The organism is Paenarthrobacter sp. NPDC090517 (assembly GCF_044769165.1).
Lineage (GTDB): Bacteria > Actinomycetota > Actinomycetes > Actinomycetales > Micrococcaceae > Arthrobacter.
On sequence record NZ_JBIVXN010000001.1, the window covers coordinates 493,498 to 517,107 of the forward strand.

Consider the following 23,610-nt stretch of genomic DNA (forward strand, 5'->3'; position numbering starts at 1 on the left):
CGGCCTCTTGTGTTTGCGGCTTACTACTAGTCGCGGGTCAGGCGGCGGTGGGTCACCCGGTGCGGCTTTGCGGCATCGGGGCCGAGGCGCTCCACCTTGTTCTCCTCGTAGGAGTCGAAGTTGCCCTCGAACCAGTACCACTTGGAGGGGTTCTCGTCGTCACCTTCGTAGGCGAGGATGTGGGTCGCAACCCGGTCCAGGAACCAACGGTCGTGCGATACCACTACGGCGCAGCCCGGGAACTCGAGAAGGGCGTTCTCAAGGCTGCTCAGGGTTTCGACGTCGAGGTCGTTAGTAGGTTCGTCAAGGAGCAGGAGGTTGCCACCCTGCTTGAGTGTCAGGGCCAGGTTCAGGCGGTTGCGCTCACCACCGGAGAGGACACCCGCCTTCTTCTGCTGGTCCGGTCCTTTGAAACCAAACGCCGAAACGTAGGCACGCGAAGGCATTTCAACTTGGCCGACCTGGATGAAGTCATGGCCTTCGGAGACAACTTCCCACAGGGACTTGTTGGGATCGATGCCGCCACGGGACTGGTCCACGTAGGAGATCTTCACGGACTCGCCGATTTTGAGCTCACCATCGTCCAAAGGCTCCATACCGACGATCGTCTTGAACAGCGTGGACTTACCCACACCGTTGGGTCCAATGACGCCGACGATGCCGTTGCGGGGCAGCGAGAAGGAAAGGTCTTCGATCAGCACCCGATCGTCGAAGCCCTTCTTCAGGTTCTTGGCCTCGATGACCAAAGAACCCAGGCGCGGTCCAGGCGGAATCTGGATCTCTTCGAAGTCCAGCTTGCGGGTGCGCTCGGCCTCGGCAGCCATTTCCTCGTAGCGGGCCAGACGGGCCTTGGACTTGGTCTGGCGGCCCTTGGCGTTGGAGCGCACCCACTCAAGTTCCTCGGTAAGGCGCTTGGAGAGCTTCGCGTCTTTCTTGCCCTGGACCTCGAGGCGGGCTTTCTTCTTCTCCAGGTAGGTGGAGTAGTTGCCCTCATACGGGTAGAGGTGGCCGCGGTCGACTTCTGCGATCCATTCAGCCACGTGGTCAAGGAAGTAACGGTCGTGGGTCACGGCAAGGACAGCGCCGGGGTACTGAGCCAGGTGCTGCTCAAGCCAAAGTACGCTCTCGGCGTCCAAGTGGTTGGTGGGCTCATCAAGGAGCAGGAGGTCGGGCTTCTGCAGGAGAAGCTTGCACAGTGCTACGCGGCGGCGCTCACCACCGGAGAGGACTGTGACATCGGAATCAGCCGGCGGGCAGCGCAGTGCGTCCATGGCCTGCTCGAGCTGGGAATCGATGTCCCAGGCATCAGCAGCATCAATGGCTTCCTGAAGCTTGCCCATCTCGTCCAGGAGCGTCTCGTAGTCCGCATCCGGGTTGGCCATTTCTTCGGAGATCTCATTGAAGCGCTGGATCTTGCCGTAGATCTCGCCAACACCCTCCTGGACATTGCCCAGGACGGTCTTTTCCTCGTTCAGCGGCGGTTCCTGCAGGAGGATGCCCACGGTGTAGCCGGGGCTCAGGCGGGCCTCGCCGTTTGACGGGGTGTCCAGTCCGGCCATGATCTTCAGGATGGTGGACTTACCAGCACCGTTCGGACCCACGACGCCGATCTTCGCGCCAGGGAAGAACGACATGCTGACGTCGTCCAGAATAAGTTTGTCGCCAACGGCCTTGCGAGCCTTGGTCATCGTGTAAATGAATTCCGCCATGCCCTTAAATCTAATGGGTAGGCGTACATAACTCACATTCGAGCCCTGCGGTGGAGCTAGCGGGCGTCTCCCACGAAGCATTTTCCGGTGGCCAGCACCGGCAGCACCGTAACCACTACCCCGCCGTCGCGGATCTGCCCCATGATGCAGCTCTCCCCCGTCAGCGCTGCGGCTTCCATCGCATCCACGTCAAGGCCCGTGGGCGTACGGCTCACGGACACCTCTACGTTGGCGTTGGGGATGCCTGCAGCAACCAGGGCCGCACGCAGGGTTTCGCGGTCGGGCTTGGGGTTGCTGGCTACCAGGGTTTTCAGCGTTGACTCCACGGCAGAGGTGGTTGCTGCAACAGCCGGATCAATGGTGGCCGTGGCCACCGGACTCGCGGACGGTGAGGGAGTAACCGCGGGCTGAACGGTGGATGACGGGGGCGTTGCCGTGCAAGCGGTGATCGTCAATGCCGCCGCGACCATCAGCGACAACCCGGCTACGCGGACTTTCGATGCGTCTGCTGCCCTGCCATATGCCTGTGCGGTTCGCCTGCTTATCACCTAGCCATTCTGCCATCCACAAACGAGTGCGCCATTCACCTGCGAGCGCCATTCACAGGGCGTGCTGACGGGCGTAGCGTTTTCCCAGTTAGGGTTTAGCGCTTCCAAGTGACGTTTCAGGGCAGATCGATAGGTGGTTGCATAATGCGTGGACCAAGAAGCGGGCCAATACCTGATGCGGTCGCATCGACCACCATTGCTGCCCCTCCTGAAAAGGTATGGGAAGCCCTGACTGATCCGGCCCTCATTCGGCAGTATTTCCTGGGAACCAATGTCACCACCACGTGGCGGGTGGGCGATGAGATTACGTACGCCGGCGAGTACAACGGCAAGCTGTACCAGGACAGAGGCACCATCCTTGCTTTCGATCCTCCGAAGTTGCTGAAGACCACTCATTACAGTCCATCCTCGGGGCTCCCTGACGTTCCCGAGAACCACCACACTGTGGAATACAACGTGACTGACGAATCTGACGGAACAAGAGTGACCATCATTCAAGGCAACAATTCGAGTGTGGAGGAAGTGGAGCAGTCCACCGCGACCTGGGAGTTGGTGCTCCGAAACCTCAAGGAATTTCTCGAGTAAGGGCGCTAACGAGTGAGTGCCTTTTAACGCGGACATCCCCCTTGGACGCTGTTCCAAGGGGGATGTTTCGGTGCCCCAGGAGGGAATCGAACCCCCGACCGGCGGATTAGAAGGCCGCTGCTCTATCCCCTGAGCTACTGGGGCGCACTCGCGCCAAGACCACACGGGCCGCTGGCGCCACAAAGAGTTTACAGTGCGATCAGCCAACTGCTTGCCATCCCATGCAAGGTGCCTCTACTCCTCCACAGCCGCCGTTATCCACATAGGCACATGAGGCACTGCCCTCACTGACTTCCCTGGATGAAGCTGAAAGAGCCGGACAGGCACTCCACCAAACCGAGAAGGACCACCATGAATGACATGATCACCGTTCGGGGCTTCGTGGCCTCGGAGGTCAAGAGCTCCACCACAACACGGGGCACGTCCACGGCATCGTTCCGCCTGGGCACCACGGAACGCCGCTACGACCGCGCCACCAACACCTGGGTGGACGGGAACACCAACTGGTACACGGTTCAGTCATTCCGCTACCTCGCCGGACACGTTGGATGCAGCGTGAAAAAGGGACAGCGCGTCCTCGTCGTTGGGAAGCTCCGGTTGCGGCAATGGGAACATGAGGGCCGTATCTACCACGTAGCCGAAATCGACGCCGAATCAGTGGGACATGACCTAATGTGGGGCTCTGCCAACTTCACCCGAATGACCGGCGCCTCAGCCCCTGCCGATGCAGCACCTGCTGTCGAGGCACCCGGCACCCCTGACCGCAGCAATGACTGGGACTCGGACGACCACGAACAAGTTCCACCGGAAGACGAGTCCATCGTGAGGGACGTTGACGGTCCTGATGGCACCGGTCCCCTACTGGTCAACACCACAACAGGCGAACTGGTGGGTGCCGGCGTGTGATCGTTGCACCACGATTCCGGCGTCCACGGGACCAGCAACGCGGGCCCGGCCTATTGTGGGTCCATGGAACACGGCCATCCTGCTTCGAAGATCGAGACAGCTCCTGCCACCTGGGCGGCTGTTGAGGAATTGTTCGGAACCAAGGGCGAACCCTCCCGGTGCTGGTGCCGGTGGTTCGCCCTTACCGGCAATGATTGGGCCGGAACATCGCCCGGTGACCGCAGGGAATTGTTGAAGTCATCGTTCCAAACAGGTCCTGCGCCCGGCGTACTGGCGTTCCGGGATGGCCGTCCGGTCGGCTGGTGCGCAGTGGAACCACGAGCCAAGTATCCGCGCCTGAAACGATCCCAGGTCCTCAGAGAGGCAGGTCTCCGGTCGGAGGACGGCCTCGATCTTTGGGCCGTCAGTTGCTTTGTTGTAGCACCGAACCACAGGCGCACCGGAGTGTCGTCCGCTCTGCTTGCTGCCGCGATGGATCACGCTTTCAACAACGGTGCGAACGTCATCGAGGCCTATCCGGTGGATACGGATCATAGGACCAAAGCGACGGCCTCGGACCTGTTCCACGGCACACTTTCTCTTTTCGAGGCTGCCGGCTTCAGTTCCGTGTCCGAATCAGTTCCCGGCCGGCCGGTGGTACGCCTCAAAAAACGTGGGGCGGCTCGATAAGCAGGGCCGGCAATTACGGCAAAGTGAGGATCATCGGGCCGTCAGCCGTGACGGCTACGGTGTGTTCGCTGTGGGCAGCGCGTCGCCCGTTAGCCGAACGAAGAGTCCATTCGTCCTCGTCGTGGTAGTAGTCGTCCTTGCCGCCCAGGATCAACATGGGCTCAATGGCAATGACCAAGCCTTCTTCGAGCTTCATACCCCGGCCAGGCCGCCCAAGGTTGGGAACAGGAGGTTCGGCGTGCATTGTCCGCCCTATGCCATGGCCGCCATGATCAGCCAACAGCCCGTACCCTGCACGCTTCGCCTCGCCACCAATCGCATAGGCAAGGTCACCCATCTTGTTTCCTATGCGGGCTGCGTCGATGCCGCGGACAAGTGCGGCATCTGTCGCCTTCACCAACTCATGATCCGCAGGGTCTCCGACCCCTACGACGAAGCTGACGGCTGCATCACCGCACCAGCCTTCCACGAAGGCACCACAATCAACGCTGAGAAGATCTCCGTCCGCCAGTACGTATCCATTGGGGATCCCGTGCACCACGGCGTCGTTGACGCTGGTACAAATGACTCCGGGGAACGGCACAGCCGCCCACCGTGGGTGGTAGTTCAGGAAGGCAGGTTTTGCGCCGGCATCGGAGATTACAGCGGCAGCGACGTCGTCGAGTTCCTTAAGGGAAACACCCACTTCAGCTTGCTCCCGGACTGCGGATAGTGCATTGGCCACTACGCGACCTGCCTCCCGCATCATCGCGATTTGGTCCGGTGATTTCAGCATTGACATCGAGATTCCTTCGTTGTGGCCGATGTGAAGTAGGTTGTTGCCGGCCTGAGTTGAGGAGACGTTGGCCCTGCAAGGGAACAGACGGCCGAGTATGCCCACTCTACGGTGAGCGAACAGCGGGGACCACAGTTCCCCGTACAGCGGCACACACATCTTCGTCCGTCACCGACCTAGAGTTGTGGCATGAGCCCCAATGTCCTCGTGGAGTCGATTCGATCAACGCTCCGATCAGCCGGTGATGCCGAACGGGGTGCCGGAGCCCAGGCCTATTTGAAGTCGGAAATGCCGTCTTGGGGTGTCCGGGTTCCCGAGGTTCGCAGAATTGTGAAAGAAGCTGCAAAGCAGTTCCCGGTGACGTCGCAGGCTGAGCTGCAAAATGCGGTTCTTGAGCTGTGGCGCAACGCGGATGCGCGTGAAGAGCGATACGCAGCCATTGACCTGACTGGCCTGCGAATCGTCAAAGATGACCTGCAGATGCTCCCCATATACGAGGAAATTATCCGGACGGGCGCATGGTGGGACCTCGTCGACGGGGTTTCACATCGGATCTGCGCGCTCCTTCTTGCGCACAGGCCCATCATGACGCCGGTGCTGTTGCAGTGGTCCACGGACCACGACATGTGGATTCGCCGGGCGGCAATCACTGCGCAGCTGGGGGCCAAGTCAAAGACTGATACCGGCCTCCTGGCAGCGGTCATCTCCGCGAACCTCGCCGACAATGAATTCTTCATCCGCAAGGCCATCGGGTGGGCGCTCCGTGAGTACAGCAAAACAGAACCCGGATGGGTCAAGGCGTTCGCTGCCAACAACGCGGCGGCTTTGAGTCCGCTGTCTACCCGCGAGGCTTTGCGGCTGTTGCCATCCGACTGACGCGGAATGCAGCAGGCCGGACAGGGTCGAGCCTTCAGATAATAGGGCGCAGCCCGGTTTCGTCCCGCACCCGGAACAAGCCCTTGGTCTTCGGATCCATGAAAATCAGGTAAACGGCGAAGAACAGCGCAATAACGGCCGCCCCAATCCGTGCCAGCAACAGTGCCAACCCCAAGTCTTCACTCTGAAGGTACGGGAATACGTCCAACTGGTCGGAGATGGCGTAGACCATGAAGAACGACACAACAAAGTACAGTGCTTTGACCTGCCAGTCGTTGCGGATGCCGGTCACGGCAAACAGTGGGATCAACCACACCACGTACCAGGACTGGATCATTGGCGCCAGCAGGACAATGGCAGCAAATGCCAACGTAAGCCTCCGCATAAGTCGGTCATAGTCTCCCCGGAAGATCATCCAGGCAACAGCAGCAACCATGAGGAGCTTGCCGGCGTCGTATACCACCTTGGCCATGACCTGGCCGTCCAACCCCAAGACGTTGGAAATCGATCCGACAGCCATCCCGATAAGACCAACGGGCGCATACCAAATCGCTACACTCCCGGGCGCCGACAATCCGTTGATCCAACCGAACCCGAAGCCGTTGATCAGGCTGAGTGCGTAGAGGAGCCCGAAGCTCAGAGCCGCTGTCAGGAACCAGTAGAGGAATCTGCGCGGCCAGGTGGCATGCTTGCCGGCCCACAGAAGCCCAATGAAGGGAAGGAATACCACCGTGATCGGTTTGACTGAGATGGAGAGCGTGACCAGCACCAGTCCACGAATGACACGGCGGGTTGCGCAGTAGTACAGGCCCGCCAGTGCCAGCCCAATCATCAAGGCGTCGTTATGAACGCTGGCAATGAAGTTAGTGAGAAAGAGCGGATTGGCAGCTGTCAACCATAGTGCCCTGTGGGGATTTACACCGTGGAGTTCGGCCAGCTTCGGCACGTAGATGATGCAGAGAACCACCCCCACTGCAGCCACGAGGCGGAAGAGCATGATGCTTGCTTCCGGTTGGACGTTGGTCACCCACACCACAAACTGTTCAATCCAAAGAAACAGTTGTCCGTACGGTACCGGCGCCTCTGTCCACTGCTTGTCAGCACCCAACTGGAAATAGTTGGGCAGCGCCGATATACCGTTCTCATAGGGATTGATGCCCTCCACCATCAACCGGCCTTGGCCGATATACGCGTAAACGTCCCTGCTGAAGAGGGGAACAGTGAACATCATGGGCAGACCCCAGGCCACCACCGCCTGCAGCGTGGCTTTTCGGGCTTCCATTCCCCACACCCGGACCCTCTGGCCCAGTCGAAGCCAGGCTCGGACGAGCAACATGCCGCCGATGGCCAGTAAGACAATGGAAAGTCCGACGCCTACACCTTCAGTGCGCATCCAGATGAAAAGCGGGAGGCGGCGAAGTTCCGAAACCGGAGCAAGCCACCCAACCCCAAGTGAGCCAAACACCATGAACATGGAACCAACGAACCCGGCGATCAGTGGCGAACGAGCGTTATCTACCTCGCCGGCAACGGCGTCAGCCGACGGCGTCGCTGTCCCTGCCAACTGGGCGGCGGGTACTGGCACCGTCATGTGGTCGTCATCCAATCGTTCACCCGCTGTGTTCGGGTCAAAATTCTGCGTCATGGGGGCTTTCGGCAACAGGAAGAAACGACACTGCCGCGCTCAAAAATCGTACCATCGGAGCACTTGGAAGCCACTGAGGGATAGGCTTGGCGCGTGCCTATTACTAATGAACGCATCGTCTGGATCGACTGCGAAATGACCGGCCTGGACCTCACGAACGACGCCTTGATCGAGGTTGCAGCGTTGGTGACCGATTCCGAGCTCAACATTCTTGGCGACGGCGTTGACGTCGTCATCAAGCCGGAAGACGCAGCCCTGGAACAAATGAACGACTTCGTGCGGGACATGCACACCCGCTCCAAGCTCCTGGACGAGCTCCCCCAGGGCAAGACCATGGCGGAGGCAGAAGCACAGGTCCTTGAATACATCGAGAAGTGGGTCCCGGATCCCCGCAAAGCTCCTCTGGGTGGGAACTCCGTGGGAACAGACCGTATGTTCCTTGCCAGGGACATGCCGAACATCGTAGAGCACCTCCATTACCGCGTGATCGACGTCAGCACCATCAAAGAGCTTTCACGCCGCTGGTTCCCGCGCGCGTACTTCCAGTCCCCGGCCAAGCATGGCGGTCACCGCGCCCTGGGCGACATCAAGGACTCCATCGACGAGCTCCGCTACTACCGCCAGGCTGTCTTTGTATCGGCGCCGGGACCGGACACGGCAACGGCACAGCGCATTTCCAAGGAAATCATGGCTACCGCAGAGACCCTGGGGTCCAGCGAAAAAGTGTGATCTGCACCATTTTTCAAGGTTTTTTCGCCAAAAGCGGCAAAAGTGGACTTTGCACCCCAAAACAGCAGGTAAGCTATTTGTCGTTGCCTTGAAGGAAAGCCGGTCAAACGGTTCAGCCCAAAAAGGCACATGGTGGGCTTAGCTCAGTTGGCAGAGCGCCTGGTTGTGGTCCAGGAGGTCGCGGGTTCAACCCCCGTAGCTCACCCCACCGAGATTGGCTCCAGAGCCGGTTTCCACAAAGGCCGCACCGGTTATCCGGTGCGGCCTTTGCTTTTAACCTAAAAGCGGACCAAGGCCGCTTCCGGACCGCAGCGCTAGACGAAGGAAAAACTGAGATGACCGTCCTGCCAGTGACAATCTGGGGCGAACCTGTTTTGCACCGCCGGGCAAGTGAAGTCGAAGTTTTCGACGACGAGCTCCGCGCCTTGATCGCGGACATGTTCGAGACCAATGACGCTGCCAACGGTGTGGGGCTCGCCGCGCCCCAGATCGGCGTGGGCAAACGCCTTTTTGTCTACAAGTACGCCAACGATGACGGCGTCCCCGAGCAGGGCGTGGTGGTCAATCCGGTGCTGACACTGTCCAAAGTCTCCGGCGCACTTCCGGATCCCGATGAACACGTTGAGGGCTGCTTGTCCTTCCCTGGCGAGTACTACCCGCTGCAGCGCGCTGAATGGACACGCGTTCAGGGCTTTGACGGCGACGGCAATCCCCTTGACTTCGAAGCGACAGGCTGGTTCGCCAGAATCCTGCAACACGAGTTCGACCATTTGGACGGCAAACTGTACGTCAACCGCCTCGTGGACAGGTACTCAAAGAAGGCCCTCAAGCAAGCCAAGAAAAATGGCTGGGGCGTGCCAGGCCTGACCTGGATGCCTGGCGTCGATCCCGATCCGTTCGGGCACTAAGCCATGGCCACCAGCCCCCACGCAGAGCTTTTTGAGCTCTTGGACATCACCGGCGAAGACGCTAATGACTGTGCGCACCTTCTGGGGACGCCTCCGGACGAGCCTGTTCTGCAGGCAATGAAGGCGATGCGGGAAAGGCTTGGGACCTTTCCAGTGGACAGCATTCGGGCCGACGGCGCCGTGGAGACTGTGTGGATCGAAGCACTCCTCCGCTTCGCGCCTTCAGTTCACGCCTACCATCTGGAGCTCGGAATCAGTCCGGCTATCTCGGCTGCATCCTTGGCAGACATGGGTTTGCAACTTCGTATCAACAGGCGGGTCCATGGCCGTTTTGGGCTGGACACCTGGAGCTGGCTGACGTTGCACATGGCCGGCAATTTGTTCCGGCTTGGCCGGCTGCAGTTCCATTTGGTTCCGGCCGATGCTCAGGGCTCAGAATGGGTTCTTGGCGTCCATATACCCGAAGATGGAAGCCTCTCCCCTGCGCTGGTGGATGCCAGTTTGGCGGAGGCAAGATCTTTCTTTCCCCGGTATTTTCCCGACAAGCCCGCACACAAAGCCACGTGTGATTCATGGATGCTGGACCCCTATCTCGTCGAGCGCCTACCGGACAGCAACATCTCCTCGTTTGCACGACGTTTCACGCTCGACCGCTGCACTGATGCCCCTACCGATGCCATCTACTTCACCTTCAGGCAGCGGGGCCTCCGTGACTTGGATAAGCTCCCGCGGGAAACCTCACTCCAGCGCGTGGTTCTGGAGCGGATCGACGACGGCGGCATCTGGCAACTGGGGCACGGTCACCTGGCACTGTAGATGGTTTGCTGTTCAGGGCACGAGGCCAAAACCCTCTTCATGGCGTCCTTTTCGGCCTGCGTAATCCAGAGCTTATAGACCACTTTCACGGAGACCTGCCGGGCCACGTAGTGGCAGCGGAAATTCTTGTTGGCCGGCAGCCACGTGGCCGCGTCACCTGCGCCCTTCTTAACATTGGCGGGACCATCGGCGGCGATCAGGTTCAGCGGATCGTTCGCGAATATTTGCCGCTGCTGCACAGTGAGTTGCTGGGCGCCCTTTTGCCAGGCGTCGGCGAGGGCCACCACGTGATCGATTTGAACTGCAGCGCTGGTGTCCTGGCCTCTCCGGAAAGTTACCTGCGCCCCCGTGTATGGTTCGTGAAAGCTACCACCGGCAACCTTGCACGATGAACCTTCCGTGAATTCGACCGCCGAGAGGTCCCGCCGGAGAATGTCGTTTCTGGTGTCGCAGCCATTGCGGTCGGCGTCCGCCCAGGCTTGCCCGAATGCCGCCCTATCGTAGTCCGCCTTTGCGGCGCGCCCTTTGACCGGGAGTCGCTCCAAGGCGTCGCTCGCCTTTTCCGGGGCAACGGGCACTCCGCCGCGGAGGGGTTTCATCCAGCCTGGATTGTAGACGGGTGCTTCACTGGGGCCAGCGGCCCATGGTTCAGCGGCACTGAATTGCCCTGTGGTGAAATACCAGGAAAGCCCTGCCACCCCGGTTGCGGCGGCCAATGCCAGAATGGCCCACGCCTGACGTGACCGTCGCCGCGCGCGTTTGTAGGCAGACCAAGTGATACTCAAGGGACTCCATCCAGTGGGGAAATAGCAATGTCCTACGAGCGTAGGACAAGGCCCCGACAGTCAGAGTCGATATCCACAGTGTGTAGGAGAAGTCACACTGTGGAGGTCACTGCGGAGATGGGTGCCCCAGTGGGCTCAGACGTTTATTGCTCACGCATTACGCGCTGCAGGTCCTCTGTTGCCAAGGCGAGGAGCCCACGTAGCTGTTCCACGCGCTGATCCGGGACGTCACCGGCAGCGTTGGCTGCTATGGCTTGGTCCAAAAGCTTTTGGGCCTGTTTGTGGTTGGCCTTTGCCACGTCCAGAGCGTGCTCCAAGGTGGTCTCATGTTCCAACGTTGATTCGTTTTCCATGAACCCATTTTGGTCAGGTTTCCCGGCTGATACCAGTGACTCAGCCGGGAAACCCGGGAATACTTCGGCGTGCTTAGGCGCCAGCGCCTTCAAGCACTGCGATGGGAGCAACCACGTCACGCGCCGGGAATGACGGCGGGTTCACGCCGGCCATTTCTTCCATGACACGTACAACTTGGCAGGAGTAGCCAAACTCGTTGTCGTACCAGACGTACAGAACGAGATTCTTATCGTTGGAAATCGTTGCGAGGCCATCGACGATGCCCGCGCGCCGGGAGCCAACGAAGTCAGTCGAAACAACATCGGGAGAGTCGATGTAATCGATCTGCTTCCGAAGATCCGAGTGCAGGGACATCTCACGGAGGAAGTCGTTGACTTCGTCGCGGGTGGTGCCCTTCTCAAGGTTGAGGTTCAGGATGGCCATGGAAACATCCGGCGTAGGAACGCGGATGGCATTGCCGGTGAGCTTGCCCTGCAGTTCCGGAAGTGCCTTGGCTACAGCCTTCGCGGCACCAGTCTCCGTGATGACCATGTTCAGGGCTGCGGAACGGCCGCGGCGATCGCCCTTGTGGAAGTTGTCGATCAGGTTCTGGTCATTGGTGAACGAGTGCACGGTCTCAACGTGCCCATGGATGATGCCGAATTTATCGTTGATGGCTTTCAGCACCGGCGTAATGGCGTTGGTGGTGCAGGATGCCGCGGTGACGATCTTGTCATCATCGGAGATGTCCCGGTGGTTGATGCCGTGGACGATGTTCTTGAGGTCACCCTTGCCCGGTGCAGTCAACAGCACACGGGAGGCCCCCTTGCTCTGCAGGTGCTGCGAGAGGCCCTCGGCGTCGCGCCAGCGACCCGTGTTGTCCACTACCAGGGCGTCCTTGATGCCGAAGGCCGTGTAGTCCACAGTGGCCGGGTTGTCCGAGTAGATGACCTGGATTTGCACACCGTTGGCGGTGATGGTGTTCGCTTCCTCGTCCACGCGAATGGTGCCTTCAAAGGAACCGTGCACGGAGTCACGACGCAGCAGGCTGGCGCGCTTCACAAGATCGTTCTCGGCACCCTTGCGCACCACGATCGCGCGGAGTCGCAGGCCGTGCCCGCCACCGGCCTTCTCAATGAGGATGCGGGCCAGGAGACGGCCGATGCGACCAAAACCGTAAAGAACGACGTCGGTGCTGGTGCGGTCGTCTGCGCCACGCTTTCCCACGATTTCGGCGAGCTCGGCACGCAGGTACTCATCCAGCGAGGCGCCGTTGCCTTCGGCCCGGAACTTTTCGGTCAAACGTGCAATGTCAATGGCCGCTGCGCCGAGTTCCAGCTCGGACAGGGCGTTCAGCAGCGGTGCGGTCTCTTCGAGCAGCAGCTCGTGATTGCTCATCCGGCGCGCAAAGCGGTGGGCCTTCAGGATGTTCATGGTGGACTTGTTGATCAGGCTCCGGCCGTGGATGCTCGTGACCACGTTGTTTTCCCGGTACAACCGGCCGATCACCGGAATCATGGCCTCGGCGAGAGCCTCCCGGCCCATCCACTTATCAAGACAAGAATCTGACGTCTGGCTCACAGAACTACCTTCCTTGGGTCAACCACATACGTCCTCGTATGCAGATGGCAGCGGCCGCCCGGAGTAGTCCTGCGGCTCATGCGCCGGCGGGCTTCGGTCCACCCACAGCGCCTTGAACGAGAGCAAAGAAAATCCGCCGGCTGCGAACGCAGTCCCGGCGGCAGAACATCTACGTTCAATAACCATTCTAGGGCGGATGGGAGGGGTGAAGGCCGTCCCGGGGCGTGAAATCACTCACACGGCGGAAATCCGGGAGTAATAAATGGATGGGTCGACCGATACGCCGGGTTCTGTCATCCCCTGCCGTTACCGGCAAGGGAGTGGCGGCCATCCATCTACGAACGCCGTTGCCGACGCCCTCCAGCAGCCTACCCGGACACTCGGGCGAGCAGCCCTCAAGCGTGTCCTGTCTGGCCTTGCTCCGGGTGGGGTTTACCTAGCCTCCCTGGTCACCCAGGGAGCTGGTGGTCTCTTACACCACCGTTTCACCCTTACCTGCTACCCCGCGATGCAGAACATCGCGACGCGCGGGCGGTCTGTTCTCTGTGGCACTGGCCTGCGGGTTACCCCGAGTGGGCGTTACCCACCACCCTGCTCTGCGGAGCCCGGACGTTCCTCGAGTCACTTTCGTGACGCGCGACCGCCTGGTCGACCCATCCGCCGTCCAGTCTACCGGCGTTGGGACCGGCCAAAGTCCCCGGTAATATCGACGGGTGCTGATTCTGCTGCCGCCTTCCGAAGGCAAGACCCCCGCTGCCAACGGTCCCTCCATCAACTGGGAATCGCTCAGCTTTCCGGAACTGAACCCGTACCGGGCAAAGGTGCTCGAAGCGCTCGGTACGGTGAGTGCGCACGAGGATGCCCTCACCCTGCTGGGGGTCGGCGCCTCGCTGCGGGACGACGTCGAACGTAATACACGGCTGCACGCCGAACCAGCCGCTCCTGCACATCAGGTCTATTCAGGGGTTCTGTATGACGCCCTTGGCTACAACAGCATGACCCCGACACAGCGCCGCAAGGCGAACGAATCAATCCTGGTGGTTTCCGCCCTGTGGGGCGCCATCGGCTTTGGCGACCATGTGCCCGCCTACAGGTTGTCCATGGGAACTGCGCTGCCCGACGTCGGACGCCTCGCCTCCTACTGGAAGCCGCAGCTCAATGCCGCCCTCGCCTCACGTGCCGAGAATGAGCTCCTGGTGGATTGCCGCTCGAGCACCTACGCTGCAGCCTGGGCTCCCCCGGCGACGCACACGGTTAACGTCAACGTCTTCAACGAGGCGAACGGCAAGCGCACAGTTGTCAGCCACTTCGCAAAACACACCCGCGGGGAACTGGCGCGACATCTGCTGACCCGGCGTGGCAAGGCGCCGGCAACCCCGGATCAGCTCCTGAAGGCCGCGCGGGAAATCTGGACAACGGAACTTGTTGAGGGCACGGCCCGCAAGCCGCACGCGCTCAACATCATCCTGTCCAACTGAACGGACCGGTCCACCTGGCTGTTCCTGCCCGGCTGAGGTCGGGCTGCGTCAGTTCCACTCGGTCGAACGGACCAGGATGACACCTGAGTCCGGGCAAAAAACAATATCGTCCTCAGCGGCTGCTTTGACTTCGGCAAGGTCGCCGGGGCTGAGCATCATGCCTGAGCCTTCGGACTTACCGTGGAACAGCCGGGCTGCACCGACGCCCCGCTTGGCAATGGTCTTCTCATAGATGGCCAGCACTCCGGCGTCCAGGGATTCCGCGAAGGCTGCACGTTGTCCACGAACCACCGTTTCTTCTGCCGCAATTTCTGCAATGGCCTCGTCCAGCTCCGCCCGGATGCTGCCGAACGAGCCCTGGATGTCGTCCACGATCGCCTGCTGGGCAGCCTGACGCTCCCGCAGCGTATCCAAGCGCTCCAGGATTTCAAGCTCCACGTCTTCAAGGTCCGAACGGCGCTTGTTGAGTGAGGCAATGTCGCTCTGTAGCGCCACCAGGTCCTTGGACAGGCCGGTGCCGCTGTTGAGCCGGGTTTCGTCGCGTTCAATGCGGGTGGCTACCTGCTCAACGTCGGCTTCCGCACGGCGAAGTTCGGCCTCGGCGTCGTGGACGGCAACCTTGGCAGCGCCAAGTTCGCCGTTGGCCACGTTCAACGCGTCCGTAAGGTCCGTGATGCGTGGATCTGTTTCCAGAACCTTCCGTCGGCCGGCAAGCGACCTGAGCTTGGCATCGAGCCCCTGCAGTTCAAGCAATTTCAGTTGTTCTGCCGGTGCTGCTTTCGCCACGCTTACCTCCGCTAATCGCCACCGGTCCTGAGGATCAGGTCCGGCCGGACCGCCACTATCTGTCAGGGCTGCCCGTATCTTTCTAGACTCTAGTCCCCGCCGGGAGTGAGTATGAAGTCCCAGGGGTCGCTGTTGGTGCCGCTGACGCGGATTCCTACGTCGTAGCCCTGGTCTGCGAGCACGTTGCCCAACGCTTCAGCCGCTGCAGGCAGCCATAGCCATTCACTGGCAAAGTGCGAAACATCAATCAGGTAGGGCCGGCCGTTAGTGGCACCTTCACGGGCCTCCGATGCTGGGTGGTGACGCATGTCTGCCGTGACGTACACATCCGCATGGCTGGCGCGAACGGCGTCGAACAAGCTGTCGCCCGCACCACCGCAGACTGCGACGCGTCGGACCAGACCGTCTTTGTCTCCAGCCACCCGGACTCCCCCGGCAACAGCGGGCAGCATCTCAAAGACGCGCGCAGCGAAATCACCGAGCGTCTCAAGTTCAGGAAGGTCCCCTACCCTGCCGATGCCCTCCTCCGGCAAGCCATTGCTTGCAGCCGTCAGCGGCGTGACGTTCTCCAATCCGAAAGCGTCGGCCAGGACATCGGAAACCCCGCCAACGGCTGAATCACCATTGGTGTGCACGGTTAGTAGCCCCGTACCAGCCTCTATCAAGCGGTGGACAGCGAGGCCCTTCGCGGACGTGGCTGCCACAGAATTCACCCCTTTGAGGAGCAGCGGGTGGTGGGTGATGAGTAGTTCGGCTCCCCACTCCACGGCCTCATCGATCACGGCCAGTGTGGGATCCACGGCAAAGAGGATTTTGGTGACGGGGGCATTGGGTCGGCCGACAACAAGGCCCACCTCATCCCAGTCTTCAGCCAGGGACTCCGGCCAGAGTTCCTCGACAGCCAGCAACACCTGACCGAGCGTAGGATCACCGCTGGCGTCAACTGTTTCGTCTTCTTCGACGGAATCCGCATCAGAAATGTCGGTGTTTACTGCTTCCATGCTCTTATTCTTCCCTACTGGGCCCGATTTCTTTCTTACTGGGCCCGATCTGGCGGTTGCCGCACCGGCCGGACCTCCCTGGTGCCGTAATTCTCCCGTAAGGTGAAGCGGGAATCATCAGGCCCTCCGATCCATTGAAGAGAACATGAAAACTTTCGTACTTGGCGGCGGCTGCTTCTGGTGCCTTGATGCCGTATACCAGAAGACCCGCGGCGTCAGCTCGGTTGTATCCGGTTACACCGGCGGCCACGTCCGCAATCCCGATTACTACGAAGTGTGCTCCGGTACTACGGGCCATGCAGAAGTTGTCGCGGTGACATTCGATGAGACCGTGGTTCCGGAGGAAGTCATCCTGGACATGTTCTTCGCCCTGCACGACCCCACCACTCTGAACCGTCAGGGCTATGACGTAGGGACCCAGTACCGATCATCGATGTTCTACACAACGACGGAAGAGAAGGTGCTCTTCGAGGAAGCCATCGAGCGCGCCCAAGCCCTCTGGTCCGATCCGATTGTGACCGAGGTCAGCCGCCTTCCCGAGTTCCATGAGGCCGAGGAAGTCCACCAGAATTACTATGCGAAGTTCCCGTATCAGGGGTACTGCCAGGTGATCATTAACCCGAAATTGGCTAAGGCCCGGAAATATTACTCTGCGTGGCTTACTGCTTAGCAGGGTTTCGATCCTGCTGGTTAGGCTGACCTCAGCATTCCCTCTTCAGAGATAGGCGTAATTTTCATGGCAAGGATCTACGACGACGTCACGCAGCTTGTCGGCCGCACCCCGCTGGTCCGTCTGAACCGGCTGACCGAAGGCCTCGACGCCACGGTTGCAGTCAAGCTTGAGTTCTACAACCCGGCCAACAGCGTCAAGGACCGCATCGGTGTGGCCATCATTGATGCTGCCGAGAAGTCCGGCGCCCTGAAGCCCGGTGGAACCATCGTCGAAGGTACCTCCGGCAACACCGGCATCGCACTGGCCTTGGTGGGTGCAGCCCGCGGTTACAAAGTCATCCTGACCATGCCCGAGACCATGTCCACTGAGCGCCGGGTCATGCTGCGTGCGTACGGTGCGGAAATCGTCCTGACGCCCGGTTCCGAGGGCATGCGTGGTGCCGTCGAGAAGGCACAGGAGATCGTCGCCAACACGGAGAACTCCATCTGGGCCCAGCAGTTCGCCAACGAGGCCAACCCGGCGATCCACCGCGCCACTACCGCCGAGGAAGTCTGGGAAGACACCGATGGCGAAGTAGACATTTTTGTTGCTGGCGTAGGCACTGGCGGCACCATCACAGGTGTTGGCCAGGTCCTCAAGGAGCGCAAGCCCGGCGTTCAGATTGTCGCTATTGAGCCCAAGGACTCCGCGATCCTCAATGGTGGAGCGCCCGGTCCGCACAAGATCCAGGGAATCGGTGCCAACTTTGTTCCGGAAATCCTGGACACCAACGTTTACGACGAAGTCCTGGACGCCACCCTGGAGGATTCGGTGCGCGTAGCCCGTGAACTCGGCGCGCGTGAAGGTATCCTGGGCGGCATTTCCTCCGGCGCCATCGTATGGGGTGCACTGGAACTGGCCAAGCGTCCCGAGAACGCCGGCAAGCTGATCGTCGCCGTCGTGTGTGACTTTGGAGAGCGTTACATCTCCACGGTGCTGTTCGACGACATCCGCGGCTAACACTTCGCCCGCACGCCTTCATTTCCTGTAGAAAGGTCTTTGTGAGCTTCTTCGCAAGGCTTAAGGAAGACCTCGATGCCGCCCGGTCCCATGACCCGGCGGCTCGAGGCTCTTTTGAGAACTTTTTCGCATACTCCGGCCTGCACGCCATCTGGGCACACCGTGTGACGCACCGGCTGTGGCAGAATCCGGCGCTCCGTTTTCCTGCGCGCCTGATTTCCCAGCTGGCCAGGTTCCTTACCGGAATCGAAATCCATCCCGGTGCTACCATCGGCCGCCGATTCTTCATCGACCACGGCATGGGGGTAGTCATCGGTGAGACCGCGGAGATCGGCGAGGACGTGATGATCTATCACGGAGTAACGCTCGGCGGACGCTCGCTGGCCAAGGTCAAGCGGCACCCCACCATTGGTGACGGCGTGACCATCGGCGCAGGCGCAAAGGTCCTTGGGCCCATCACCATCGGTGCCGGCAGCGCAATTGGTGCCAATGCCGTGGTGGTCAAGGACGCGCCAGCGGAATCCATCATCACAGGCATTCCGGCCACATGGCGTCACCGCGACGCACGGTCGGAAACCAAACCCGCTGTGGATCCGGCGGAGTATTACATCGAATACCGGATCTAGCCGGCGAGCCGTCTGTAGAAATTCCAAAAGACAGCGTCGAAGGCGCGGTCCGGAAGAACCCTTCGCAATGCCAGGACGCTCCAGGCCCCCCTGCCTACCGGGTAGCGGGTCCTGGGGCGTTTTGCCGTTGCGGCCCGTACTATCGTTTTCGCTACGACCCGCGCCGGTGTCGACAACACATGACCGGTTCCGGATGTTGATGCCAGTGCGGCAGCAACTATGTGCGCTTGCTCGCTGTAGGGCCCTCCGCCGGAGGCAGCCAACAGGCCCTCGCCCGCGATGGTGCCCCATTCACTGTCCGTTCCCGATGGCTCAATAATGACGACGTCGATGCCGTGCGGCCCCAGCTCCAGGCGCAGGGAATCACTCATTCCCTCAACGGCGAATTTGGTGCCGTGGTACCACGCTCCCAAAGGCTCATGGATCTTGCCGCCAATCGACGCCACATTGATGATCCTGCCTGAACGCGAGCGGCGCATCCCGGGAATGACGAGTTGGGTCATCCTCGCCAGGCCCATGACGTTGACTTCGAACTGGCGCCTGCCCTCAGCCAGTGGAACTTCCTCGAGTGAGCCGTAGGAGCCGTAGCCGGCGTTGTTGACGAGCAGGTCGATCCGCCCATGTGCCGCTTCAACCAGGCCAACAGCCGACGCCATCGATTCCTCCGAAGTGACGTCCAAGGACAGCACAGTGATGCCATGCTGCTTCAACGGCTCCATCTTGTCCACACGGCGTGCCCCTGCGTAGACAGTGAAACCGGCGGACCTGAGAGCGACGGCAGTTTCGAAACCGATTCCCGTTGAAGCCCCGGTGACAAAAGCGATACGGGATGCCATGGCTGGTCTCCTTCAGTTGGGTACGGCAAAGGCCGGTCTCCACAGCGTAACTGGGAGGAACCGGCCTCTGACGGGAAGCTGCTGCTAGTGGGTGTCGACTGCCGGGATCTCGGACTTGTCTTCGCCCCACAGGGTGTGGAACGTGCCCTCAGTGTCCACGCGGCCGTAAGTGTGTGCCCCGAAGAGGTCGCGCTGGCCCTGGATCAGGGCAGCGGCAACGCGCCTGCGGCGCAGGCCGTCGTAGTAGGCCAGCGAGGAGGAGAACACCGGTACCGGAATGCCCAGCTGGACTGCGGTGGCTACCACGCGGCGCCATGCCGGGAGTGCCTCGGCGATGGCCTTGGTGAATGCAGGCGCGAACAGCAGGTTGGCGGGCTTCTCGTCGGCAGCGTAGGCCTTGGTGATGTCCTTGAGCAGTTCTGCCCGGATGATGCAGCCTGCGCGCCAGAGCGAAGCGATCTCGTCCAGCTTGAGGTCCCAGCCGTATTCCTTGGCAGCGGAAGTCAGCATGTCCAGGCCCTGGGCGTAAGAGACCAGCTTGGAGGCATACAGTGCCTGCCGGACGTCCTCGACAAAGGTCTCGGGAATTTCCACGGAGGCTTCTTCGCCGGCGAGCAGTTCCTGGCCAAGCTTGCGCTGCTCGGTCTGGGAGGAAAGACCACGGGCAAAGACGGACTCGGCGATGCCGGAGATCGGGGAACCGAGTTCCAGTGCGGAGATGACCGTCCAGCGGCCCGTACCCTTCTGGCCTGCAGCGTCCACGACGATGTCCACGAACGGCTTGCCCGTCTTGGCGTCCACGTGGCCCAGGACCTCAGCGGAGATTTCGATCAGGAAGGAGGACAGATCGCCCTTGTTCCATTCAGCGAAGATCTTGGACTGCTCGGCAGGCTCAATGCCGGCGCCGGAGCGGAGGAGGTCGAATGCTTCGCCGATGACCTGCATGTCAGCGTATTCGATGCCGTTGTGGACCATCTTGACGAAGTGGCCGGCGCCATCGGTGCCGATCCAGGCGCAGCACGGTTCGCCGTCGACCTTCGCGGAGATCTTCTCCAGCAGCGGGCCGAGGGCGTCGTAGGACTCACGCGAGCCGCCGGGCATGATGGACGGGCCGTTCAGTGCACCCTCTTCGCCACCGGACACACCGACACCGACGAAGTGGAGGTCCTTCTTGGCCAGCGCGGCTTCGCGGCGACGGGTGTCCTCGTAGTGGGAGTTACCGGCGTCGATGATGATGTCACCGGCTTCGAGCAGCGGTTCGAGCTGCTCGATCACGTTGTCAACAGGAGCGCCTGCCTTGACCATGATGAGGACGCGGCGGGGCTTTTCGAGGGAGTCGACGAGTTCCTGCAGGGTTTCCGTGCGGATGAAGTCGCCGTCCGTGCCGTGCTTTTCGAGCAGGGCGTCAGTCTTTTCCACGGAGCGGTTGTGGAGAGCCACGGTGAAGCCGTTGCGGGCGAGGTTGCGGGCCAGGTTGGCGCCCATCACCGCAAGGCCGGTGACACCGATGTGTGCTGACATCAAAACTCCAATTCGTTCGTGTACAAACAGTCCCACCTACCCCCCTGGGGGTACGCAGGAAGCGATTTCAAAACCAGGGGCTGTAATAAACCATACGTATTTAAGCCTTGGGCGGGAAAGCGGCGCCCACGTTTTGGAACGGTGCCGCGTCATAAACAGTCTATGATGCCGGCCCGGATCCGACTGCGCACGGGACGTCCCCGCGCCACTATGCTTACCTCTATGTCAACCAGCCTCCACCACCGCGCCGTAGAGCATTTGGGCACCAGGATCGTCGGTGGCGCCCTCCCTACAGGCCACGTCATGCTGGCCGAGCATTTGGAAGACGAACTCAAAGTGTCGCGCTCCGTTGTCCGTGAAGCTGTGCGTGTGCTGCAGTCGTTGGGGCTGGTGGAGACCATTAAGCGAGTGGGCATCAGGGTCCTCCCGGCCCACCGTTGGAATCCATTCGATCCGCTGGTGATCCGCTGGCGACTGGCCGGCGAGGGGCGTGGCGCCCAGTTGAGGTCGCTGGCCGAACTCCGTTCCGCCGTCGAGCCTGTTGCAGCAGAGCTGGCCGCAGGGAACGCACCCGAAAGTCTTCGCCAGGAGCTGGTGGGCATCTCGCTGGCCATGAAGGAAGCCGGTGATGCCGGCGATATGGCCCGCTTCCTTGACCTCGATATCCGGTTCCATGCGCTGGTCCTCTCCGGCTCCGGGAACGAAATGTTTGCCAACCTTATTGGCCAGGTCACTGAAACCCTCACCGGGCGCACAGTCCACGGGCTCATGCCGGAACACCCCCAGAAGCAGGCGCTTCAGTGGCACATGGATGTTGCCCACGCGATCGACGCCGGCGACGGTTCCGTCGCGCGCGACGCCGCTGCCAAGATCATGCGGCAGACCATCGCGGAGTTGGCACCCAGCTGGAATGACCAGCCCCGCGTCTTCGTCCCCGTCGCAAAGAACCAGTCGTAAAACCCAGCTATTGCCGAAAATTCAGCAGGACCTTGCCGGATTCGGCGGAGTTCCTCGCCACTTCAAAGGCTTCCAAGCCTTGGGCGAGGCCGAACTCGTGCGTCACCACCGGATCGACAAACAGCGAGCCGTCAGCCAGTGCGTCAATGACCTGGTCGATTTCGTCGTTGAAGCGGAACGAGCCAAGCAGTTCCAACTCGCGGGTGATGGCCAGTGAAATGAACACCGGCTGGGGTCCGGACGGCAGGAGCCCCACCATCACCACTTTGCCGCCGCGGGTGGCACCCTTGATGGCCGAGGCCAATCCGAAATGGCTTCCCGAGGATTCGATAACCACATCCGCATCCACGGCGGCGATGGCATCCGCATCATCGCCTTTGAGGACCGCATGGGCGCCAACTGCCCGGGCAATTTCCAAAGGCTTGTCGTGCATGTCGACGGCGACGATCCTGGCCGCGCCGGCACGCTTGAGAACGGCGACCACAAGCGCACCGATAGGGCCGCTACCGATCACAAGCGTGGTCTTACCCTTGACGTCACCTGCGCGTCCTACCGCGTGCCAGGCAACACTGGCAGGTTCCACCAGGGCGGCGGTGCGGAGGTCCAAGGCTTCCGGCAGCGGACGCAGCATCCTTGTGGGCAGGTTCGCGTAGCGGCTAAAAGCGCCGTCGGTGTGAGGGTACCGTGCAGCGCTGCCCAGATAGGTGCAGCCCGGGGACAGGTTGGGCCTATCCTCCGGGTATCTGACGTCACCGGGTGCAGGGTTTGCTGGATGGACCGCCACAGGCGTTCCCACGCCGGGGCCGGCACCATCAACAGCTTGCTGTACCACCACGCCTACGATTTCGTGCCCGAGGACCATGGGTTCTTTGAGGATGGATTCCCCTGCTGAACCATGCAGCCAGTAATGCAGGTCTGACCCGCAGATCCCGCCGTAGGCGATCTCCACCACCGCCTCATGGGTCGCCGGTGCCGTCAGCGGGACGTCTTCGATCCTGAGATCGCCTTTGCCGTGGGCGACTACGGCGGGGCCAAAGGCCGGAAGATGCATGCTCATTAGACCACCACCGTCATTCCGCCGTCGACGAAGATCGTCTGGCCGTTCACGAAATCGGATGCAGCCGAGGCGAGCCATACAGTTGGCCCGGCAAGATCGGCTACTGTCCCCCACCGGTTGGCCGGCGTCCGGCCCAGGATCCACGAGTTGAAATCGTCATCATCCACCAGGTTCTGGGTCATTTCCGTGTGGATGTACCCGGGCGCTATGCCATTGATCTGCAAGCCGGAGGCAGCCCACTCTGCAGTCATGGCGCGGGTCAGGTTGCGAAGTCCACCCTTGGCCGCCACATAGGGTGCAATGGTGGGACGGGCCAGGTCCGTCTGGACAGAGCAGATATTGATGATCTTCCCCTGTCCCCGGGGGATCATGTGCCGGGCCGCTTCCCGGCCCACAAGGAAGGCGCTGGTGAGATTGGTGGTAATCACACGCTCCCAGTCCTTCACATCAAGGTCCAGCATGGGAACACGGTGCTGGATTCCGGCATTGTTCACCAGGATGTCAAGAGGACCCACGTTCTCCTCCACCCAGGCCATTCCTTCAGCGGCGGCCGTGGCGTCGGTGACGTCGAAGGCCAGGTTGTGGACCCTTCCCTCCGGGTAGTCAGCAGCCATGGCCTGCCGGGCTGCTTCCAGCCTTTCGGCATTGATGCCATTGAGCACCACGGTAGCTCCGGCATCCGCAAGCCCCCTGGCCAGGGCGTTACCGATCCCCCGGCTTGAACCAGTGACCAACGCAACCCGGCCGGTCAGATCAAAAAGTCCATTCATAGTTTGTACGTCATTTCTTCTTCGGTCGGGCCGTCTCTTCT

Annotated in this window: 25 protein-coding genes, 2 tRNA genes and 1 other RNA gene; 13 read left to right on the forward strand and 15 right to left on the reverse strand. The window is 61.0% G+C overall.

The features are described 5' to 3' along the window. Positions 1-26 precede the first annotated feature (26 nt). Positions 27-1,709, reverse strand: a complete 1,683-nt coding sequence (ettA, locus tag ACIQTW_RS02250) for an energy-dependent translational throttle protein EttA (RefSeq protein ID WP_011775070.1) — start codon at positions 1,707-1,709, stop codon at positions 27-29. Between the two features lie 56 nt (positions 1,710-1,765). Beyond that, on the reverse strand, positions 1,766-2,257 hold the full coding sequence (locus tag ACIQTW_RS02255) for a DUF6993 domain-containing protein (protein WP_364305941.1): 492 nt from the start codon (positions 2,255-2,257) through the stop codon (positions 1,766-1,768). 144 nt (positions 2,258-2,401) lie between these two features. Here ACIQTW_RS02255 and ACIQTW_RS02260 point away from each other — a divergent pair, with 144 nt between their 5' ends. Then, positions 2,402-2,842 (forward strand): SRPBCC domain-containing protein, encoded by a 441-nt coding sequence (locus ACIQTW_RS02260; protein WP_364305939.1) that lies wholly within the window; start codon positions 2,402-2,404, stop codon positions 2,840-2,842. 71 nt (positions 2,843-2,913) lie between these two features. Here the strand turns inward: ACIQTW_RS02260 and ACIQTW_RS02265 are convergent. Next, positions 2,914-2,986 (reverse strand) — tRNA-Arg (locus ACIQTW_RS02265). Positions 2,987-3,193: 207 nt separating this feature from the next. Here ACIQTW_RS02265 and ACIQTW_RS02270 point away from each other — a divergent pair. Together ACIQTW_RS02270 and ACIQTW_RS02275 are read left to right on the forward strand one after the other, a co-directional pair. Continuing rightward, positions 3,194-3,748 (forward strand): single-stranded DNA-binding protein, encoded by a 555-nt coding sequence (locus ACIQTW_RS02270; RefSeq protein ID WP_402933253.1) that lies wholly within the window; start codon positions 3,194-3,196, stop codon positions 3,746-3,748. Positions 3,749-3,811: 63 nt separating this feature from the next. Then, on the forward strand, positions 3,812-4,417 hold the full coding sequence (locus tag ACIQTW_RS02275; RefSeq protein WP_402933256.1) for a GNAT family N-acetyltransferase: 606 nt from the start codon (positions 3,812-3,814) through the stop codon (positions 4,415-4,417). A gap of 13 nt (positions 4,418-4,430) precedes the next feature. On the opposite strand, the gene map is transcribed toward ACIQTW_RS02275, so the two are convergent. Next, positions 4,431-5,198, reverse strand: a complete 768-nt coding sequence (gene map / locus ACIQTW_RS02280) for a type I methionyl aminopeptidase (RefSeq protein ID WP_402933259.1) — start codon at positions 5,196-5,198, stop codon at positions 4,431-4,433. A gap of 183 nt (positions 5,199-5,381) precedes the next feature. Here map and ACIQTW_RS02285 point away from each other — a divergent pair, with 183 nt between their 5' ends. Continuing rightward, positions 5,382-6,068, forward strand: a complete 687-nt coding sequence (locus tag ACIQTW_RS02285; protein WP_402933262.1) for a DNA alkylation repair protein — start codon at positions 5,382-5,384, stop codon at positions 6,066-6,068. Between the two features lie 34 nt (positions 6,069-6,102). Here the strand turns inward: ACIQTW_RS02285 and mptB are convergent, their stop codons facing one another. Then, positions 6,103-7,659 carry a polyprenol phosphomannose-dependent alpha 1,6 mannosyltransferase MptB gene (mptB, locus tag ACIQTW_RS02290; RefSeq protein WP_402936179.1) on the reverse strand — a complete coding sequence of 519 codons (1,557 nt, stop codon included), beginning with the start codon at positions 7,657-7,659 and terminating at the stop codon, positions 6,103-6,105. Positions 7,660-7,806: 147 nt separating this feature from the next. On the opposite strand from mptB, the gene orn reads away from it, so the two are divergent. The 4 genes from orn (at position 7,807) to ACIQTW_RS02310 (ending at position 10,166) form a co-directional block, all read left to right on the forward strand. Continuing rightward, positions 7,807-8,442 (forward strand): oligoribonuclease, encoded by a 636-nt coding sequence (orn, locus tag ACIQTW_RS02295; protein WP_402933265.1) that lies wholly within the window; start codon positions 7,807-7,809, stop codon positions 8,440-8,442. 132 nt (positions 8,443-8,574) lie between these two features. Then, positions 8,575-8,650 (forward strand) — tRNA-His (locus ACIQTW_RS02300). Between the two features lie 127 nt (positions 8,651-8,777). Continuing rightward, positions 8,778-9,350, forward strand: coding sequence for a peptide deformylase (def, locus tag ACIQTW_RS02305; protein WP_402933268.1), 573 nt, complete (start codon positions 8,778-8,780; stop codon positions 9,348-9,350). 3 nt (positions 9,351-9,353) lie between these two features. Continuing rightward, positions 9,354-10,166 (forward strand): acyltransferase domain-containing protein, encoded by an 813-nt coding sequence (locus ACIQTW_RS02310; RefSeq protein WP_402933271.1) that lies wholly within the window; start codon positions 9,354-9,356, stop codon positions 10,164-10,166. On the opposite strand, the gene ACIQTW_RS02315 is transcribed toward ACIQTW_RS02310, so the two are convergent. From ACIQTW_RS02315 to rnpB, 4 genes are all read right to left on the reverse strand, one after another. Further along, complete coding sequence (locus ACIQTW_RS02315; protein WP_402933274.1) at positions 10,151-10,951, reverse strand: HNH endonuclease family protein; 801 nt, start codon at positions 10,949-10,951, stop codon at positions 10,151-10,153. The genes ACIQTW_RS02310 and ACIQTW_RS02315 overlap by 16 nt on opposite strands. A gap of 143 nt (positions 10,952-11,094) precedes the next feature. Then, the gene (locus ACIQTW_RS02320) at positions 11,095-11,304 is read right to left on the reverse strand and encodes a hypothetical protein (protein WP_017200613.1); all 210 of its coding nucleotides are present in this window, start codon (positions 11,302-11,304) and stop codon (positions 11,095-11,097) included. 73 nt (positions 11,305-11,377) lie between these two features. Beyond that, positions 11,378-12,865, reverse strand: coding sequence for a glyceraldehyde-3-phosphate dehydrogenase (locus tag ACIQTW_RS02325; RefSeq protein WP_402933277.1), 1,488 nt, complete (start codon positions 12,863-12,865; stop codon positions 11,378-11,380). 263 nt (positions 12,866-13,128) lie between these two features. After that, positions 13,129-13,521: RNase P RNA component class A (gene rnpB, locus ACIQTW_RS02330), an RNA gene on the reverse strand. Between the two features lie 57 nt (positions 13,522-13,578). Here rnpB and ACIQTW_RS02335 point away from each other — a divergent pair. After that, the gene (locus ACIQTW_RS02335; RefSeq protein ID WP_402933280.1) at positions 13,579-14,343 is read left to right on the forward strand and encodes a YaaA family protein; all 765 of its coding nucleotides are present in this window, start codon (positions 13,579-13,581) and stop codon (positions 14,341-14,343) included. A gap of 48 nt (positions 14,344-14,391) precedes the next feature. Here the strand turns inward: ACIQTW_RS02335 and ACIQTW_RS02340 are convergent, their stop codons facing one another. Then, positions 14,392-15,129, reverse strand: a complete 738-nt coding sequence (locus tag ACIQTW_RS02340; RefSeq protein WP_402933283.1) for a zinc ribbon domain-containing protein — start codon at positions 15,127-15,129, stop codon at positions 14,392-14,394. Between the two features lie 89 nt (positions 15,130-15,218). Continuing rightward, positions 15,219-16,130, reverse strand: coding sequence for a Nif3-like dinuclear metal center hexameric protein (locus ACIQTW_RS02345; protein WP_017200617.1), 912 nt, complete (start codon positions 16,128-16,130; stop codon positions 15,219-15,221). 145 nt (positions 16,131-16,275) lie between these two features. Here ACIQTW_RS02345 and msrA point away from each other — a divergent pair, with 145 nt between their 5' ends. The 3 genes from msrA to epsC all read left to right on the forward strand — a co-directional run bounded on the left by msrA (position 16,276) and on the right by epsC (position 18,428). Further along, positions 16,276-16,800: a peptide-methionine (S)-S-oxide reductase MsrA gene (gene msrA, locus ACIQTW_RS02350; RefSeq protein ID WP_011775087.1), complete on the forward strand. Its 525-nt coding sequence runs from the start codon at positions 16,276-16,278 to the stop codon at positions 16,798-16,800. A gap of 66 nt (positions 16,801-16,866) precedes the next feature. Continuing rightward, positions 16,867-17,802: a cysteine synthase A gene (cysK, locus tag ACIQTW_RS02355; protein WP_024817121.1), complete on the forward strand. Its 936-nt coding sequence runs from the start codon at positions 16,867-16,869 to the stop codon at positions 17,800-17,802. 41 nt (positions 17,803-17,843) lie between these two features. Continuing rightward, positions 17,844-18,428 (forward strand): serine O-acetyltransferase EpsC, encoded by a 585-nt coding sequence (epsC, locus tag ACIQTW_RS02360; protein WP_091468037.1) that lies wholly within the window; start codon positions 17,844-17,846, stop codon positions 18,426-18,428. Here epsC and ACIQTW_RS02365 read toward each other — a convergent pair. Further along, a complete protein-coding gene (locus ACIQTW_RS02365; protein ID WP_402933289.1) occupies positions 18,425-19,264 on the reverse strand; it encodes an oxidoreductase in 840 nt (279 codons plus the stop codon). The two genes, epsC and ACIQTW_RS02365, sit on opposite strands and share 4 nt — an antisense overlap. Before the next feature lie 84 nt (positions 19,265-19,348). After that, a complete protein-coding gene (gndA, locus tag ACIQTW_RS02370) occupies positions 19,349-20,785 on the reverse strand; it encodes an NADP-dependent phosphogluconate dehydrogenase (protein ID WP_402933292.1) in 1,437 nt (478 codons plus the stop codon). 222 nt (positions 20,786-21,007) lie between these two features. Between gndA and ACIQTW_RS02375 the strand changes: the two genes are divergently transcribed. Further along, complete coding sequence (locus ACIQTW_RS02375; RefSeq protein ID WP_402933295.1) at positions 21,008-21,742, forward strand: FadR/GntR family transcriptional regulator; 735 nt, start codon at positions 21,008-21,010, stop codon at positions 21,740-21,742. A gap of 7 nt (positions 21,743-21,749) precedes the next feature. Here the strand turns inward: ACIQTW_RS02375 and ACIQTW_RS02380 are convergent, their stop codons facing one another. Together ACIQTW_RS02380 and ACIQTW_RS02385 are read right to left on the reverse strand one after the other, a co-directional pair. Next, entirely contained in the window at positions 21,750-22,799 is a 1,050-nt protein-coding gene (locus tag ACIQTW_RS02380) for an L-idonate 5-dehydrogenase (RefSeq protein WP_402933298.1), read from the reverse strand. Continuing rightward, positions 22,799-23,569 carry an SDR family oxidoreductase gene (locus tag ACIQTW_RS02385; RefSeq protein ID WP_402933301.1) on the reverse strand — a complete coding sequence of 257 codons (771 nt, stop codon included), beginning with the start codon at positions 23,567-23,569 and terminating at the stop codon, positions 22,799-22,801. Before ACIQTW_RS02385 ends, ACIQTW_RS02380 begins: the two co-directional genes overlap by 1 nt. Positions 23,570-23,610 lie beyond the last annotated feature (41 nt).

What these genes read in the sequence shown, in the direction of transcription:
- gndA (WP_402933292.1), bottom strand. Translation starts at nt 20,785, where the DNA reads ATGTCAGCACACATCGGTGTCACCGGCCTTGCGGTGATGGGCGCCAAC.
- cysK (WP_024817121.1), top strand. Translation starts at nt 16,867, where the DNA reads ATGGCAAGGATCTACGACGACGTCACGCAGCTTGTCGGCCGCACCCCG.
- ACIQTW_RS02260 (WP_364305939.1), top strand. Translation starts at nt 2,402, where the DNA reads ATGCGTGGACCAAGAAGCGGGCCAATACCTGATGCGGTCGCATCGACC.
- ACIQTW_RS02365 (WP_402933289.1), bottom strand. Translation starts at nt 19,264, where the DNA reads ATGGCATCCCGTATCGCTTTTGTCACCGGGGCTTCAACGGGAATCGGT.
- ACIQTW_RS02270 (WP_402933253.1), top strand. Translation starts at nt 3,194, where the DNA reads ATGAATGACATGATCACCGTTCGGGGCTTCGTGGCCTCGGAGGTCAAG.
- mptB (WP_402936179.1), bottom strand. Translation starts at nt 7,659, where the DNA reads ATGACGGTGCCAGTACCCGCCGCCCAGTTGGCAGGGACAGCGACGCCG.
- ACIQTW_RS02320 (WP_017200613.1), bottom strand. Translation starts at nt 11,304, where the DNA reads ATGGAAAACGAATCAACGTTGGAACATGAGACCACCTTGGAGCACGCT.
- msrA (WP_011775087.1), top strand. Translation starts at nt 16,276, where the DNA reads ATGAAAACTTTCGTACTTGGCGGCGGCTGCTTCTGGTGCCTTGATGCC.
- def (WP_402933268.1), top strand. Translation starts at nt 8,778, where the DNA reads ATGACCGTCCTGCCAGTGACAATCTGGGGCGAACCTGTTTTGCACCGC.
- ACIQTW_RS02385 (WP_402933301.1), bottom strand. Translation starts at nt 23,569, where the DNA reads ATGAATGGACTTTTTGATCTGACCGGCCGGGTTGCGTTGGTCACTGGT.
- ACIQTW_RS02380 (WP_402933298.1), bottom strand. Translation starts at nt 22,799, where the DNA reads ATGAGCATGCATCTTCCGGCCTTTGGCCCCGCCGTAGTCGCCCACGGC.
- ACIQTW_RS02275 (WP_402933256.1), top strand. Translation starts at nt 3,812, where the DNA reads ATGGAACACGGCCATCCTGCTTCGAAGATCGAGACAGCTCCTGCCACC.
- ACIQTW_RS02310 (WP_402933271.1), top strand. Translation starts at nt 9,354, where the DNA reads ATGGCCACCAGCCCCCACGCAGAGCTTTTTGAGCTCTTGGACATCACC.
- ettA (WP_011775070.1), bottom strand. Translation starts at nt 1,709, where the DNA reads ATGGCGGAATTCATTTACACGATGACCAAGGCTCGCAAGGCCGTTGGC.
- ACIQTW_RS02285 (WP_402933262.1), top strand. Translation starts at nt 5,382, where the DNA reads ATGAGCCCCAATGTCCTCGTGGAGTCGATTCGATCAACGCTCCGATCA.
- ACIQTW_RS02345 (WP_017200617.1), bottom strand. Translation starts at nt 16,130, where the DNA reads ATGGAAGCAGTAAACACCGACATTTCTGATGCGGATTCCGTCGAAGAA.
- map (WP_402933259.1), bottom strand. Translation starts at nt 5,198, where the DNA reads ATGTCAATGCTGAAATCACCGGACCAAATCGCGATGATGCGGGAGGCA.
- ACIQTW_RS02375 (WP_402933295.1), top strand. Translation starts at nt 21,008, where the DNA reads ATGTCAACCAGCCTCCACCACCGCGCCGTAGAGCATTTGGGCACCAGG.